The organism is Streptomyces sp. NPDC051822, from assembly GCF_044452745.1.
Classification (GTDB): Bacteria; Actinomycetota; Actinomycetes; order Streptomycetales; family Streptomycetaceae; genus Streptomyces.
The window spans coordinates 156,238-170,900 of the sequence record NZ_JBITBZ010000009.1 but is presented as its reverse complement, the minus strand read 5'-3'; the positions used below and the strand labels follow the sequence as shown (position 1 = coordinate 170,900).

12 protein-coding genes, 1 tRNA gene and 2 pseudogenes are annotated in these 14,663 nt (G+C 72.3%); 10 read left to right on the top strand and 5 right to left on the bottom strand.

Translation table 11 applies throughout. The features are described 5' to 3' along the window. Nucleotides 1-16: 16 nt before the first annotated feature. Together glpR and ACIA8N_RS25895 are read left to right on the top strand one after the other, a co-directional pair. Nucleotides 17-1,099 (top strand): gephyrin-like molybdotransferase receptor GlpR, encoded by a 1,083-nt coding sequence (glpR, locus tag ACIA8N_RS25900; RefSeq protein WP_365778488.1) that lies wholly within the window; start codon nucleotides 17-19, stop codon nucleotides 1,097-1,099. 94 nt (nucleotides 1,100-1,193) lie between these two features. Beyond that, nucleotides 1,194-1,267 (top strand) — tRNA-Ala (locus ACIA8N_RS25895). A gap of 108 nt (nucleotides 1,268-1,375) precedes the next feature. Here the strand turns inward: ACIA8N_RS25895 and ACIA8N_RS25890 are convergent. After that, a pseudogene (locus tag ACIA8N_RS25890) lies at nucleotides 1,376-2,137 on the bottom strand (collagenase); the annotation flags it as partial. A 322-nt stretch (nucleotides 2,138-2,459) separates the two neighbouring features. Beyond that, entirely contained in the window at nucleotides 2,460-2,939 is a 480-nt protein-coding gene (locus tag ACIA8N_RS25885; RefSeq protein ID WP_365778490.1) for a GNAT family N-acetyltransferase, read from the bottom strand. A gap of 50 nt (nucleotides 2,940-2,989) precedes the next feature. On the opposite strand from ACIA8N_RS25885, the gene ACIA8N_RS25880 reads away from it, so the two are divergent. The 3 genes and pseudogenes from ACIA8N_RS25880 (at nucleotide 2,990) to ACIA8N_RS25870 (ending at nucleotide 4,692) form a co-directional block, all read left to right on the top strand. Then, nucleotides 2,990-3,793 (top strand): exodeoxyribonuclease III, encoded by an 804-nt coding sequence (locus tag ACIA8N_RS25880; protein WP_365778492.1) that lies wholly within the window; start codon nucleotides 2,990-2,992, stop codon nucleotides 3,791-3,793. A 31-nt stretch (nucleotides 3,794-3,824) separates the two neighbouring features. Next, nucleotides 3,825-4,534 (top strand): annotated as a pseudogene (locus ACIA8N_RS25875) (response regulator transcription factor). Beyond that, on the top strand, nucleotides 4,531-4,692 hold the full coding sequence (locus ACIA8N_RS25870; RefSeq protein ID WP_365778494.1) for a hypothetical protein: 162 nt from the start codon (nucleotides 4,531-4,533) through the stop codon (nucleotides 4,690-4,692). Before ACIA8N_RS25875 ends, ACIA8N_RS25870 begins: the two are co-directional and overlap by 4 nt. Before the next feature lie 119 nt (nucleotides 4,693-4,811). Here the strand turns inward: ACIA8N_RS25870 and ACIA8N_RS25865 are convergent, their stop codons facing one another. Then, nucleotides 4,812-5,450 carry a MerR family transcriptional regulator gene (locus tag ACIA8N_RS25865; RefSeq protein WP_365778496.1) on the bottom strand — a complete coding sequence of 213 codons (639 nt, stop codon included), beginning with the start codon at nucleotides 5,448-5,450 and terminating at the stop codon, nucleotides 4,812-4,814. 266 nt (nucleotides 5,451-5,716) lie between these two features. On the opposite strand from ACIA8N_RS25865, the gene ACIA8N_RS25860 reads away from it, so the two are divergent. The 4 genes from ACIA8N_RS25860 (at nucleotide 5,717) to ACIA8N_RS25845 (ending at nucleotide 9,381) form a co-directional block, all read left to right on the top strand. Then, nucleotides 5,717-7,249 carry an NAD(P)/FAD-dependent oxidoreductase gene (locus tag ACIA8N_RS25860; protein ID WP_365778498.1) on the top strand — a complete coding sequence of 511 codons (1,533 nt, stop codon included), beginning with the start codon at nucleotides 5,717-5,719 and terminating at the stop codon, nucleotides 7,247-7,249. Further along, a complete protein-coding gene (locus ACIA8N_RS25855; RefSeq protein WP_365778500.1) occupies nucleotides 7,246-8,172 on the top strand; it encodes an alpha/beta hydrolase in 927 nt (308 codons plus the stop codon). The genes ACIA8N_RS25860 and ACIA8N_RS25855 overlap by 4 nt, the downstream gene beginning before the upstream one ends. Further along, entirely contained in the window at nucleotides 8,169-9,050 is an 882-nt protein-coding gene (locus ACIA8N_RS25850; RefSeq protein ID WP_030546581.1) for an SDR family oxidoreductase, read from the top strand. The genes ACIA8N_RS25855 and ACIA8N_RS25850 overlap by 4 nt, the downstream gene beginning before the upstream one ends. 130 nt (nucleotides 9,051-9,180) lie before the next feature. Next, nucleotides 9,181-9,381 (top strand): hypothetical protein, encoded by a 201-nt coding sequence (locus tag ACIA8N_RS25845; protein WP_365778502.1) that lies wholly within the window; start codon nucleotides 9,181-9,183, stop codon nucleotides 9,379-9,381. Between the two features lie 72 nt (nucleotides 9,382-9,453). Here the strand turns inward: ACIA8N_RS25845 and ACIA8N_RS25840 are convergent, their stop codons facing one another. Beyond that, nucleotides 9,454-10,629: a barstar family protein gene (locus tag ACIA8N_RS25840; protein ID WP_365778504.1), complete on the bottom strand. Its 1,176-nt coding sequence runs from the start codon at nucleotides 10,627-10,629 to the stop codon at nucleotides 9,454-9,456. A gap of 62 nt (nucleotides 10,630-10,691) precedes the next feature. Between ACIA8N_RS25840 and ACIA8N_RS25835 the strand changes: the two genes are divergently transcribed. After that, nucleotides 10,692-11,180 (top strand): GNAT family N-acetyltransferase, encoded by a 489-nt coding sequence (locus tag ACIA8N_RS25835; protein WP_365778506.1) that lies wholly within the window; start codon nucleotides 10,692-10,694, stop codon nucleotides 11,178-11,180. Here the strand turns inward: ACIA8N_RS25835 and ACIA8N_RS25830 are convergent. Next, nucleotides 11,177-14,491, bottom strand: a complete 3,315-nt coding sequence (locus ACIA8N_RS25830) for a S41 family peptidase (protein WP_365778508.1) — start codon at nucleotides 14,489-14,491, stop codon at nucleotides 11,177-11,179. The genes ACIA8N_RS25835 and ACIA8N_RS25830 overlap by 4 nt on opposite strands. Between the last annotated feature and the right edge of the window lie 172 nt (nucleotides 14,492-14,663).

Sequence of the window (14,663 nt, the reverse complement as noted above, 5' to 3'; positions counted from 1 at the left end):
CTCTACCGTGTGAACCGTGAGCAGCAGCGGCCTCATCTACGCAGTCATCGTCGGGGCCTGGGCCGCCTACTTGGTGCCGATGTGGCTCCGCAGGCAGGACGAGCTGAACGAAGCCCGTCCGACGGAACGCTTCAGCACCGCCATCCGGCTGCTTTCCGGACGGGCGGGCATGGAGCGCCGGTACGCCAAGGAGCTCAAGGAGCGGGACCGTACGGCGGAGGGTCCGACGCCCGACGTGGACCCGGACGCGGAGACCGAGCATCTGAGCTCGGTCGACGTCCGGGCCTTCTCCGCGCCCGCGGCCAGGACGGAAGCGCGCCTGGAGCTCCCGGAACCCGAACCGGAACCCGCGCCTCACCCGGCGCAGGCCCCGCTCCAGGCCCAGGCCCAGGCCCAGGCGCAGGCTTCGGCGCAGGCGCCGGCCCGCCCGGCCACCGGCGCCGCCGCCGAGCGCGCCCGCCGCGGCAAGGTCCTCGCCCGGCGCCGTCGCACCACGACGCTCCTCTTCGCGGGGTTCACCCTCGGCGCGGTCGTCGCCGCCGTCGGTGGCATCGCCTTCCTGTGGGCGCCGGCCGTCCCCGCCCTGCTGCTCAGCGCGTACATCGTCCATCTGCGGGTCCAGGAACGACGCCGCTTCGTGTACGTGATGGACCGCCGGCGCGCCGAGGCCGCCGCGGCCCGGCTCCGCGAGAGCAGGCGCCCGGCCCCCACGCCCGAACCGTCCCCCGAACGCTCGGCGGCCCCCTCCCCGCAGGAGGCGGACCGGCGCGCCCTGGTCGAGCAGACCGACCACGCGGAGTGGGTCGACCAGCAGCGCGACCGCGGCCCGGCCCGCGGCGACAGCTGGGACCCGGTGCCGGTCCCGCTCCCCACGTACGTCACCGCCCCGGTCGCCCCGCGCGCCACGAGCGGCATCGACATCACGGACCCGGAGACCTGGAGCGCGGCCCGCTCCTCGACGGCGGCCGACCCGGCCCCGGCACCGTCCCCGGCGCCCCGCCAGCGCACCACCCAGCCCCGCCGCGGCCGTGACCACGGCCGCACGCCCCTCTTCGACCAGTACGCGGACGACGACCGCCCCAGGGCGGCGAACGAGTGATCGGCCGGGGGACCGGCGACGGCCCCCGGCTGACCTGCGGCGGAAGCGATTTTTGTTCTCGTCGATCGGGATGCTAATGTTTCACACGTCGCAAGGGCCTGTGGCGCAGTCTGGTAGCGCACCTCGTTCGCATCGAGGGGGTCTGGGGTTCAAATCCCCACAGGTCCACAGACACCGGGAATCCCGTCCGATCGTAAGATCGGGCGGGATTTTCGTCGTTCGGTCACGGCGGATCAGGCGTGCGGGGCCTGCCGCTCCACGACGAACCGGTCAGGCGCCCGCCGCCACGGCCGTGAGCCAGGCGTTCCAGTCGCTCTCGTAGTCCAGCGAGGTGAGGAAGGAACGTGCGGCCGTCCAGTTGCCGGTGCGGTAGTGGCCCAGCACGGTGGCGACGTCGGCCGGGTGCCTTTCGAGCATGTAGCGGGCGGCGAGGTAGCCCCAGTTGTACGTGCGGTTGACGTCGCTGTTGGCGTAGGTGGTGTCGAACAGCGTGCGCAGGGCGTACGTGTGCTTGCCGGCCTCGGCTATCGCGTTGGTGTAGGTGAGGCCGCGGTAGGAGTAGGAGACGTACTCCGCGATGCCCTCGCCCCACCACACGGTGGGGGTGGTCTGGCTGTCGCCGAAGTCGCCGTACAGGTCGTAGCGGCCGTCGAGGTAGTGGGTGTACTCGTGGTTCAGGTTCCAGATCTGCCATCCGGGACTCACGTCGGTGCGTTCGTAACATATGAACCGCGGCTGGTTGCCCGGCGCGGAGGGGTCTCCCTCCAGGTACATGCCGCCGTTGTTCGTGTCGATGCCGTAGATCTTCCTCGCGTAGGCCTTGTAGTCGGCGCTCGAGTTGAAGACATCGACCTCCAGGGTGGTGTTGAAGTCGTTCGCGACGGGCCCTGAGTCCTTGACCACGCCGTGGAAGTAGGCGTCCTGGTTCGCCAGGCTCGCGCAGGTGGCCGCCAGTTGGGCGGTGGTCATCTCCTGGGCCCGGATCCGGAGCGACGGGCTGCAGTCGTGGACGATCGGCAGGATCCGCGACTCCAGCCTGCCGCCGGTGGTGCCGGTCGCGCCGGGGACGGCTGTGGCCTTGCCGTGGGCCGGGCGCTGGCCCGGGTCCGCGAAGACGTGGCTCGGCGGGGGCTCGGGCGAGGCCGCCTGGGCGGGGGCGGCCGCGACGGCGGCTGTGAGCAGGGCGGTGACGAGGACCATGGCGCGCAAGGTTCGCTCCTGGGTGGGGGAGGGATCCCGTCCGTGACGGGCTGCGCTGTAAAATGGCACATGTCACATGGCTTTTCAATGTTGCGCGCAAAATGACGGATCGCCAGGCGTTCTCACGCCTGGCGATCCGTCATTTCGTGGTGGTGGCCCGTCAGGTCAGCGGCTTCGCGAAGCAGCGGCTGTTCGGGTAGTCGCGGTAGTGGCCGAACTTCGGGCAGGGTGCGTAGCCGCTGGAGGTGTAGAGGGCTATCGCCTCCGGCTGGGCCGTGCCCGTCTCGAGGACCATGCGGGTGCGGCCGGCCTCGCGGGCGTCGGATTCCAGTGCTGCCAGGATGCGGCGGGCCAGGCCCAGGCCGCGGGCCTCGGGGATCACGTACATGCGCTTGAGTTCGGCGTCGCCGTTCTCGTAGCCCTGGTCGTTCTTGTCCTGGGTGCGCCAGCCGCCGGTGGCGACGGGGCTGCCCTCGGGGTCGTACGCCAGGAGGTAGAGGCCGTGGGGCGGGACGAACATTCCGGCGTCCAGCGGTGTGACATCGCCCTCGTCGTCGTAGCGGACGGCGTACTCCGCCTGGACCGCGTCGTTGAGTTTGACGGCGTCGGGGTGGTCGTAAGGCGTGGGCTGGATGTTCATGCGGAGTATCGTACATGTATGCGATGCGGTGGTGTCGGTATTCTCCCGGGATGCTCACTGTCACCAGCGTGAATGTCAACGGGCTTCGGGCCGCCGCCAAGAAGGGCTTCGTCGAGTGGCTGGCCGGCACCTCCGCCGACGCCGTCTGTCTCCAGGAGGTGCGCGCCGAGGAGACGCAGCTGCCCGTCGAGGTGCGCGCGCCCGAGGGCTGGTTCACCGTCCACGCCCCCGCCGCCGCCAAGGGGCGCGCCGGGGTCTCCCTCTACACGCGGCGCGAGCCCGACCGGGTGCGCGTCGGCTTCGGGTCGAGCGAGTTCGACGGCAGCGGCCGGTACGTCGAGGCCGACCTGCCCGGCGTGACCGTCGCCAGCCTCTACCTGCCCTCCGGCGAGGTCGGCACCGAGCGCCAGGACGAGAAGTACCGGTTCATGGGCGAGTTCCTGCCCTATCTCAAGGAGCTCAGGACCCGGGCCGCCGCCGACGGGCGTGAGGTCGTCGTCTGCGGCGACTGGAACATCGCCCACCGCGAGGCCGACCTCAAGAACTGGCGGGCGAACAAGAAGAACGCCGGCTTCCTGCCCGAGGAGCGGGAGTGGCTCGGCAGGGTCCTCGACGAGGCCGACGGGGGTTACGTCGACGTCGTGCGGGCGCTCCACCCCGAGCAGGAAGGGCCCTACTCCTGGTGGTCCTACCGCGGACGGGCCTTCGACAACGACTCCGGCTGGCGGATCGACTACCAGATCGCCAGCCCTGGTCTCGCAGCCAAGGCCGTGAAGGCCTACGTCGAGCGGGCCGCCACCCATGAGCAGCGGTGGAGCGACCACGCGCCCGTGACCGCCGTCTACGAGCTGTAGCCGATTCGTCCGTCGAGGGGTGGGGGCATCGTTGGGCGCGCGCATTCTGGTCGCCGAGGACGACGCGAAGCAGTCACGGCTCATCCGGATCTACCTGGAGCGGGAAGGCGACACCGTCCAGGTCGTCGCCGACGGGCGCTCCGCGCTGGAGCGGGTCCGTTCCGTGCGGCCGGACCTCGTCGTCCTCGACGTCATGCTGCCCTTCGTCGACGGGCTCGACGTGTGCCGCATCCTGCGCTCCGAGGGATCCGACGTGCCGATCCTGCTTCTCACCGCCCGCAGCACCGAGGAGGACATGCTCCTCGGACTCGACCTCGGCGCCGACGACTACCTCACCAAGCCGTACAGCCCGCGCGAACTGACCGCCCGGGTCCGCGCCCTCCTGCGCAGGTCCCGGGCGGGCGGCGCCGCCGTCCGCGACAGCTGCTGCGGGTGGGCGAGATCGAGCTCGACACCGGCCGGTTCGAGGTGCGGGTCGCGGGCCGCCCGGTCGTCCTGACCTCCAAGGAGTTCTCCCTCCTGGAGTTCCTGGCCCGTGAGCCGGGGCGGGTCCATACGCGGGCGCGGATCATCGAGCGTGTCTTCGGCTTCGACAGCGACGTCCTGGAGCGCACCGTCGACGCCCACGTCCGGAACCTGCGGCTGAAGCCGGAGCCCGATCCGGCCCGGCCCCGCCTGCTGGAGACCGTGTACGGGCGCGGCTACCGCCTCTCGGACGGCGAAGCGGGGCGGGACGCGTGAGTTTCCGGGTCCGGGTCTTCTCGCTCATCCTGATCGTTGCCGTCGCGGCCACCGCCGCCACCGCCTGGCTCACCCTCCGCCAGGCCCCCGGCCAGCTCCGCGAGTCCGCCGCAGCCGACCGGCAGTCCGTCACCCGCATCACCGAGGAGCTGCCATGACCGTGGCCGCCGCGGCGAGCCGTATCCGCTCGGTCCTCATGCGTTCTCCCGTTCCTCGGTGTGTGGAACCGACCGTAGGAGCGGGGTGATGAAGAACTTTCGAAGAACCTGTCAGGCGGTCATGAGGCCGTGTCCCCGGGGGGCGCGGGGCGCAGCCGCCGGTCGAGCGCCATCGACAGTTCGGCCTCCACCACGCTCTTGGCGAGGGGGCGCAGCCGCCACAGGTCGTCCTCGGCGGCGTGGGTGCGCAGCAGGTCGGTGAACAGCTCCGCGAGGGCGTCGGCGTGCTCGCGGACCCGGGCGCCGGCCTTGAGTACCTCCGCGAGGGGGACGCCCTCGCGGACGAGGGCGGCGGAGACGTCGAGCAGGCGGCGGCTGATGTGGACGATCTCCTCGCCGTCGGTGGCGAGGTAGCCGAGGTCGAGGGCCGCGGCGAGGTTCTCCGGGGTGACCTCACCGGCGAAGTGGTCGGCGAGTTCCTCCGGGGTGAGGCGGACGGGCTCCTCCTCGCTGGGGGAGTCGAGCGCGAGGACCTCGCGGACGTTGCGGCCGCTCTCGAAGGCGCTGGTGAGGTCGGCGATGCCGGTGAGGGTGTGGCCGCGCTCCAGGAGGGCGGCGATGGTGCGCAGCCGGGCCAGGTGCTGTTCGTCGTACCAGGCGATCCGGCCTTCGCGGCGGGGCGGTGGGATCAGGCCGCGTTCGCGGTAGAAGCGCAGGGTGCGCACGGTGATGCCGGCGGCGGTGGCCAGCTCTTCCATGCGGTACTCGCGTACGCCGGTCTGTGCGCCTGGGGACGTGCCTGAGGGCGTGCCTGCAGGCGTGCCTGGGGACGTGCTTGAGAGAGCGCTCTTGCCCGCGCCCGCGCGTGCGTCCCTGTCCGATCCTTCTGCCACGCACGCCAGCCTATGTTGTACCGCCGGTAACTTTCCCTTGCCGTACCCCTACCGCTCGGTATGGAGCTGCTCTACAGTCCCGACTGTGCCAGTGATTGCTGGCGTGATTGGCCGGGCGCACGGGAGGCGGCATGGCGAAGCACGAGCACGTACGGGTGGCGGTGATCGGATCGGGATTCGGTGGCCTCGGGGCCGCCGTCCGGCTGCGCCGCGAGGGGATCACCGACTTCGTGGTCCTGGAACGGGCCGACTCCGTGGGCGGCACATGGCGGGACAACAGCTACCCCGGCTGCGCCTGCGACGTCCCCTCCCACCTCTACTCCTTCTCCTTCGCGCCCAACCCCGACTGGCCGCGGACCTTCTCCGGACAGCGCCACATCCGCGCGTACCTGGAGCATGTCACGGACACCTTCGGGATCCGGCCCCACCTCCGCCTCGGCCACGAGGTGCTGCGGATGGAGTGGGACGCCGAGGCGCTCCGCTGGGAGATCGAGACGAGCGAGGGCTCCTTCAGCGCCGAGGTCGTCGTCTCAGCCACCGGGCCGCTCTCCGACCCCAAGATCCCCGACATCCCGGGGCTCGCCGACTTCCCCGGCAAGGTCTTCCACTCCGCCCGCTGGGACCACGACTACGACCTCACCGGCAAGCGCGTCGCCATGATCGGCACCGGCGCCTCCGCCATCCAGATCGTGCCCGCGATCCAGCCCCAGGTCGCGAAGCTGACCCTCTTCCAGCGCACGCCCCCCTGGGTCATGCGCCGCATGGACCGGGCGATCAGCGGCCCCGAGCGCTGGCTCCACCGCGCCGTGCCCGTCACCGGCACCCTGCGCCGCGGTCTGCTCTGGGGCATCCGCGAACTCCAGGTCGGCGCCTTCACCAAGCACCCGAACGAACTCGGGCTCGTCGAGAAGCTCGCCAAGGCCAACATCGCCAAGGCGATCAAGGACCCGGTCCTCCGGGCCAAGCTGACGCCCTCGTACCGCATCGGCTGCAAGCGGATCCTGCTCTCCAGCACGTACTACCCGGCGGTCGCCCAGCCCAACGTCGACGTCGTCGCCTCCGGCCTGCGCGAGGTCCGCGGCTCGACCGTGGTCGCCGCCGACGGCACCGAGACCGAGGTCGACGCGATCGTCTTCGGCACCGGCTTCCACGTCACCGACATGCCGATCGCCGAGCGGGTCGTCGGCGCGGAGGGGAAGACCCTCGCCGAGAGCTGGAAGGGCGGCATGGAGGCGCTGCGCGGCGCCACCGCCGCCGGATTCCCCAACTTCATGACGGTCATCGGCCCCAACACGGGCCTCGGGAACTCCTCGATGATCCTCATGATCGAGTCCCAGCTGAACTACATGGCCGACTACCTGCGTCAGCTGAACGTGCTCGGCGGACGCGCCGCCCTCGCCGTCCGGCCCTCCGCCGTCGGCGCCTGGAACCGCAAGGTGCAGGCCCGGATGGAGCGGACCGTGTGGAAGGCGGGCGGCTGCGAGAGCTGGTACCTCGACGCCAACGGACGCAACACCACGCTGTGGCCGGGCACCACGGGCGAGTTCCGGCGCGAGACCCGGCAGGTCGACCTCTCCGAGTACGAGGTGCTGCGCGCGCCCAAGCCGGTCTCCGTGCCGAAGAAGACCCGCACCGCCGGCCGCAAGCAGGAGGCCGCCCAGTGAACCGGCACCTGACCTCGCTGTCCGCCTCCCGCGAACTCACCGCCGTCTCCGCCGACGGCGCAAGGATCCACGTCGAGGTGTACGGCCCCGAGGGCGCGCCCGCCGTCGTCCTCGCCCACGGCTGGACCTGCTCGACCGCCTTCTGGGCCGAGCAGATACGGGCGCTCGCCGCCGACCACCGGGTCATCGCCTACGACCAGCGCGGCCACGGCAAATCCCCTGCGGCAGCTCCCGGCGGGTACTCCACGACGGCGCTCGCCGACGACCTGGAGGCCGTGCTCGCCGCCACCCTCGGCCCCGGCGAACGGGCCGTCCTGGCCGGCCACTCCATGGGCGGCATGACGATCATGGCGGCTGCCGGGCGGCCGGGATTCCGGCAGCACGCCGCCGCCGTCCTGCTCTGCTCCACCGGGCCCTCCCGGCTGACGGCCGAGGCCACCGTCGTACCACTGCGGCCGGGCGGTCTGCGCAGCCGCCTCACCAAGGCGGTCCTCGGCGCGAAGGCGCCGCTCGGACCGGTCAACGCCGTCTCGAAGAGGATCCTCAAGTACGCGACGATGGGACCGGGCTCCGCGCCCGAGCGGGTCGACGCCTGCGCCCGGATCGTGCACGCCTGTCCGCGCGGGGCGCGGTACGGCTGGTCGCAGGTGCTGGCAGGCCTTGACCTCGGAGCGGGCCTGCGGGAGCTGCGGCTGCCGGTGGCCGTGCTCGTCGGCACCGCCGACCGGCTCACCCCGGCCGTCCACTCCCGCGCGATGGCGGAGGCGCTGCCGCACTGCACGGGGCTCGTCGAACTGGCCGGCATGGGCCACATGACACCGGTGGAGGCCCCGGAGGCCGTCACCGCGCAGATCCGCGAACTGACCCTCACGTACCTGGGAGTGAAGTCCGGGGAGCGGGAGAACGAGGAGGCAGAGGCATGAGCAGGGTGAGCCTGGAAGGGCAGGTCGCGGTCGTCACCGGAGGGGCCCGGGGCGTCGGCGAACTCCTCGCCCGCAAGCTGTCCGCGCGCGGCGCGAAGATCGCGCTCGTCGGCCTGGAGCCGGAGCAGCTCAAGGAGGTCGCCGGCCGGCTGCACACCGAGGCCGACTGGTGGCACGCCGACGTCACGGACCACGAGGCGATGGCGCGGGTCGCGGCCGAGGTGAAGGAACGGTTCGGGAAGGTCGACATCGTCGTGGCCAACGCCGGTGTGGCGGCGGGCGGTCCGTTCGTCGACTCCGACCCCGTCGCCTGGCGGCGGGTCATCGAGGTCAACCTCATCGGCGGCGCGGTGACGGGCCGGGCGTTCCTGCCGGTCCTCATGGAGTCGCGCGGGTACTTCCTCCAGATCGCCTCGCTCGCCGCGCTCACCCCGGCGCCGATGATGACGGCGTACTGCGCCTCGAAGTCGGGCGTCGAGGCCTTCGCGCACAGCCTGCGCGCCGAGGTCGCGTACAAGGGGGTGAAGGTCGGCGTCGGCTACCTCTCCTGGACCGACACGGACATGGTGCGGGGCGCCGACCAGGACGACGTGATGAAGGAGCTGCGGCAGCGGCTGCCGTGGCCGTCGAACCGCACGTACCCGCTCGGCCCGGCCGTCGACCGGATCGTGGCGGGCATCGAGCGGCGCTCCGCCCATGTGTACGCGCAGTGGTGGCTGCGCGGGATGCAGTCGGTACGGGGCTACCTCCCCGGCCTCATCGCCACGGTCGGCCAGCGCGAGATGAAGCGCTTCGAGCCCCGTCTGGGCTCGGTCTCCAAGGGCCTGGTGGGCGCGGGCGGAGCGGCGGACGAACAGGAGCGGACGGAGCGCGCCTGACGGGCTTTCCCCGTGGCCCTCACGGAGCGTCACTGATCGAAATGCGTGGAATGTTTGCCCGTGCAAGGCTGGTCGAGGCCAGGGGGCGAGACGCCCCCTTCCTCTCACAGCCTTCTAGGAGTGAACTTCCATGGGCATGCAGGACCAGTTCAAGGACAAGTCGGAGCAGCTCAAGCAGCAGGCCAAGGAGGCCATGGGCAAGGCGAAGGACGAAGCGTCCGAACGCGCCTCCCAGGGCCGTGAGCGCCCCGAGGAGCAGGCCCGCCGGGCCCGCCAGGAGGCCCAGGACCGCATGGACCGGGACCGCATGGACCAGGACCGCGACGCCTGACGCACCGTTGCGAACCGCAAAGGCGCACCCGCGACACCGGGTGCGCCTTTCGCGCGTGCGGGGGCCTCGGGCTCAGGCCTCCACGACCCGCATCCCGTCCTCCGCCAGGGCGCCGAGTATCGATGCGAAGAGGTCGTACGGCTCGCCCTCCGGCGACAGCAGCCGGGAGAGGTGCGTGCGGGCGACGGCGGAGTTCCGCCAGACCAGGGTGCCCGGCGGGGTGAAGCCGAAGAACCCGCCCAGGCAGTCGTGGAGAGCGCCGAAGTTTCCGCCGAAGTAGCCGCCGGGGCCGTTCACCGCCTCGCCGAGGGCGAGCCAGAGGCCGGGCTCGTCGGTGACGTGCCGGCCGTCGAGTTCGTACGTGGTCCCCGCCGGCCGGTCCTGGAACGTGCGCCGGCCGGCCCGTTCCCTGACGAGGTCGTGCCAGGCGCCGCGCAGCCGGGTGTCGAGCCCGGCCCAGGCGCCGGGCTCCTCGGGCGGTCCCGTCAGCCAGCGCTCCCACACGGGCCGTGCCCACGCGGGGACGGGGTGGTGGAACGTGCCGTCCAGCTCCAGGTCGATCAGGTCGAGCTGGTGCGTCTGGTCGGGCCGGTCGGTCAGCTCGGGCCGGTCGGGCCGGTCGGTCGGATCGGATCCGAGCGCCGAGGGCCTCCACCCGGCGACCCGGCCCCACATCAGCCGGCTGGTCAGCGGCTCGCCCCGCCGGTCCCGCAGCTCCAGCTCGACCTGTTCCAGTTCCAGAGCCCGCCGGGTCCCCTTCTCCAAGGCCTCCCGCAGCTCCTCGCCCGGTACGAGGCCGCGAAGGACGAGCGGGCGACGGGGGCGGGGGGCCGGCTGGACGCGGGTGAACTCCTCGCAGGAGCCGAGCCATCGGCGACCGTCGTGCAACCGGACGGGGCCCCGGTGGCTCTCGGGCGGGCCCACGTGGTCGTCCTCACCGGTGAGGACGAGGTCGCCCGTCACGCGGACGGCCTCCGCGTCCGTCAGGAGCCAGGCGTCGTGCTCCCGGTACTCCGCGTACTCCTCGTACTCCGGGCGCTCCGGGTGCTCCCCGGGCGAGCGGCCGTGTCCGACGTCCGCAGGCACCAGCCACACCGACTCGCCGAGCCATCCCTCCCGCACGCCCGCGTCGTCCGGCACCCAGCCCCTGAGTTCGTACGTCCCGCGCTCGGGATCCCCGTACAGCCCCTCCACCGTGGGGCAGACGCCCCAGACGTGGTCGTCCTCGGTCCTGATCAGCGCGTGCATGCCGAGCATGATGGCGCATAACTCACGCGCGTCACGCGGTGGATCTTCGTACGGTGATCGGCATGGCCGTACTTGAGCGACTGCGATCCGATCACGCGTCCGCCCTGCTCGCCTTCGAGCGGGAGAACCGGGCGTACTTCGCCGCGTCCGTGCCCGATCGGGGGGACGCGTACTTCAGGGACTTCGAGGCGCGGCACCGGGCGCTGCTCGGTGAGCAGGAGGCCGGGGCGGTGCACTTCCATGTGCTCGTGGGGGAGGGCGGGGCGGTCCTCGGGCGGTTCAACCTGGTCGACGTCGTCGACGGGGCGGCCGAGCTGGGGTACCGGGTGGCCGAGCGGGCGGCCGGGCGCGGGGTGGCGACGGCCGGGGTGCGGGAGGTGTGCCGGCTGGCGCGGGACGCGTACCGGCTGAGCCGGCTGACCGCCGTCACGACCCTCGACAACGACGGGTCGAGGGCCGTGCTCGGGCGGGTCGGTTTCGGTGCGGTCGGGAGCGTGACGATCGACGGGCGGGCCGGTACCGCCTACGAGTTGGACCTCGCTGGCCTCTAGGGGGCGTCCCTAGGGGGCAGTTTCGGGCGTGAGCGGTCCGGGAGGTCCTCGTAGCCCGGGGGGCTCGCCGCCGGGGTCTCCGTGAGGAGGGCGAGGGCGATGTGGACCGCGTCGTCGAGCTGGGCGTGCCGGCCCTCGGCCCAGTCGAGGGGGGTGCGCAGGACCGCGAGGTCGGGTTCGACGCCGTGGTTCTCCAGGGACCAGCCGTACTCGGGGAACCAGGCCGCGTTCATCGGGACGGTGATCTGGGTGCCGTCGCCGAGCCGGTGGCGGCCGGTCATGCCGACGACACCGCCCCACGTGCGCTGGCCGACGACCGGGCCGAGGCCGAGGAGCTTGAAGGCGGCGGTGATCATGTCGCCGTCGGAGGAGGTCGCCTCGTCGGCGAGGGCGACCACGGGGCCGCGCGGGGCGTTCGAGGCGTACGCGACGGGCTGGGCGTTGCGGGTGAGGTCCCAGCCGAGGATCCGGCGGGTGAGCTTCTCGATGACGAGCTCGCTGATGTTGCCGCCCGCGTTGCCGCGCACGTCGACGATGAGGGCGGGCCGGGAGACCTCCATGCGCAGGTCGCGGTTGAACTGGGCCCAGCCCGAGCCGCCCATGTCGGGGATGTGGAGGTAGCCGCAGCGGCCGCCGCTGACCTCCCGCACGACCGCCCGGCGTTTGGCGACCCAGTCCTGGTAGCGCAGCGGGCGTTCGTCGACGAGCGGGACGACGGCGACGCGGCGCGCGCGGCCCTCGCCCTCGGCGGGGGTGAAGGTGAGTTCGACGGTGGTGCCGCCGGTGCCGGAGAGCAGCGGGTACGGGCCGGTGACCGGGTCCACGGGCCGGCCGTCGACATGGGTGAGGACGGCGCCCTCGCGGATGCCGGTGCCGGCGAGCGGCGAGCGGGCCTTGGAGTCGGAGGACTCGCCGGGCAGGATCCGCTTCACCGTCCAGCCGGCCTCCCGGGGCACGAGGTTGGCGCCGAGGAGCCCCATGGGCCGCTGGTAGTGCGGCGGGCCCTCGTTGCGGCGGGCTGGGGTGACGTACGCGTGCGAGGTGCCCAGTTCGCCCATCACCTCGCGCAGCAGGTCGGCGAACTCGTCGGGGGACGCGACCCGTTCGACGAGCGGCCGGTACTGGTCGAGTACGGCCGTCCAGTCGACGCCGCCCATGCCGGGCTCCCAGAAGTAGGCGCGGACGATCCGGCCGGCCTCGTCGAAGGCCTGCCGCCATTCGGCGCCCGGGTCGACCTCGTGCAGGATGCGCCGCAGGTCCAGGTAGACGGTGGAGTCGCCGTCCCCGGACTCGGTGGCGGGCACGGCCCGCAGTTCGCCCTCGTCGGCGACGACGAGCCGGGTGCCGTCGCCGCTGACCGAGAACCAGTCGAGGTCCTTGGCGAGTTCGCTCTTGCGGGCCTTGACGATGGAGAAGTGCTCCAGGGTGGGGCGGCCCGAGGTGTCGGCCGGGTTGGCGAAGGTCTCGCCCAGCGCGCCCGAGATGGGCCAGCGCAGCCAGACCAGGCCGCCGCCGCTGACCGGGTGCAGGCCGGAGTACTTGGAGGCGGCGACGGGGAAGGGGGTGACCCGCTCGGGGAGCCCCTCGATCTCGACGGTGACGGTGCCGTCGCCGGTGTCCGTGTCGTCGTCGGCGGGGTCGAGGCCGCCGGCCGCCGGCCGCCCGTCGGGCAGCAGCGCGAACGGGGAGGGCGTGGCGGAGGACAGCGGGACGAGGTAGGGGCGGCAGCCGAGCGGGAACGACAGGTCGCCGGTGTGCACGTCGTACACCGGGTCGAAGCCCCGCCAGGAGAGGAACGCGAGGTAGCGGCCGTCGCGGGTGAAGACCGGGTTCTCGTCCTCGAAGCGGCCGTTGGTGACGTCGACGACGGTCCGGGCGCCGGGGCCCGCGATCCGGGCCATCTTGATGGAGCGCAGGGAGCGGCCGATGCCGGGGTGGGACCAGGTGAGCCAGGCGCCGTCGGGGGAGAACGCGAGGTCGCGGACGGGGCCGTTGACCGAGCGGATCAGCTCCGTCACCTCGCCGTTGGAGTCCTCCGTTGCGTCGAGGAGGAGGAGCCGCCCGTCGTGGGAGGCGATGGCGAGCCGTTCGCCGTCCGGGTCGGCGACGAGTTCCTCGACCCGTCCCAGGTCGCCGGAGGCGAGGCGGCGCGGCGGCCGGTCGCCGCTGGCGCGCGGCAGATAGCCGACCTCGACGGCGTCCTCGCCCTCGGCGTCGGTGACGTACGCGACCTGGCCGCCGCTGCCGAGCATCTCCGGGAGCCTGACCCGGACGCCCGGGGTGTCGACGATGGTGCGGGCCGGGCCGTCGCGGTGTGTCAGCCAGTACAGGCTGCCGCGCACGGAGACGGCGCTGGCGCGGCCGGTCTCGTCGACGGAGAGCGCGTCGATGTGGTGGGCGGCGGGAACCTGGTAGGCGCGCCTGCCGACGCGCTGACCGCCGAGCCGTACGTCCAGCTTCCGCGGCCGGGAGTCGGCGGTGAGGGCGTCGACGATCCACAGGTCGCCGCCGCACTGGTAGACGACCCGGTGTCCGTCGCTGGAGGCGTGCCGGGCGTAGAACTCGGCGTGGTCGGTGTGGCGGCGCAGGTCGGTGCCGTCGGGCAGGCAGGAGTAGAGGTTGCCGACGCCCTCGTGGTCGGAGAGGAACGCGATCCGGCCGTCGACGGCCATGGGCGAGTCGAGGTGTCCGCCGATGTCGGGCAGCAGCCGTTCGCCGTGCAGCCAGAGCCGTCCGGTGGCGCCGCCGAGGTACCGCTTCCAGGCGGCCGGTTCGTGCGGCGGCTTGCCCGTGAGGAGGAGGGTGCGGCGCTCCCCCTCGTGACCGCCGTTGCCGTCGTGACCGCCGTGGCCGTCGATGACGGTGATGTCGGAGACCGGGCCCCAGGGCAGGCGTTTGCCGGGGGAGCCGTCGGTGGGGACGTCGTAGGCCCAGGAGAAGTACGAGAAGGGCTGCCCGTGCGAGGAGACGGCGAGGATGTCGGAGCGGCCGTCCTTGTCGGGGGGCGTCCAGCCGCAGACCCGCGTGTCCGTCGAGCCCCAGTAGGTGAGCCGCCGGGCGGTCCCGCCCTCGACGGGGACGAGGTGGATCTCGGGGTCGAGGCTGCGCCAGTTCGTGTACGCGATCCGGCGCCCGTCCGGGGAGAAGCGGGGGTGGCCGACCCGCGTCCGGTCGACGGTGAGGCGCCAGGCCCGGCCGGGGCGTTCGCCCTCGGGAACGAGCGGGGCGATCCACAGGTCGTCCTCGGCTGCGAAGCACAGCAGGTCGTCGTGGAGGTGCGGAAAACGGAGATACGCGACGTCGTCACTCACCTCCCCATGCTTTCCGCGTGAAGGGGGTCAGGCAACTCGTACGTGTTTGCGGGCGTCTTGTGTCGTGTGAACTGGGGTGTGAACGGCTTCGTGAACCGGCGCGTGAACCGCTGTGTGGTCCAGGACACGTACGAAACGGTTTCGTTTCGCTAGGGGCGGGGGTATCTTCGTA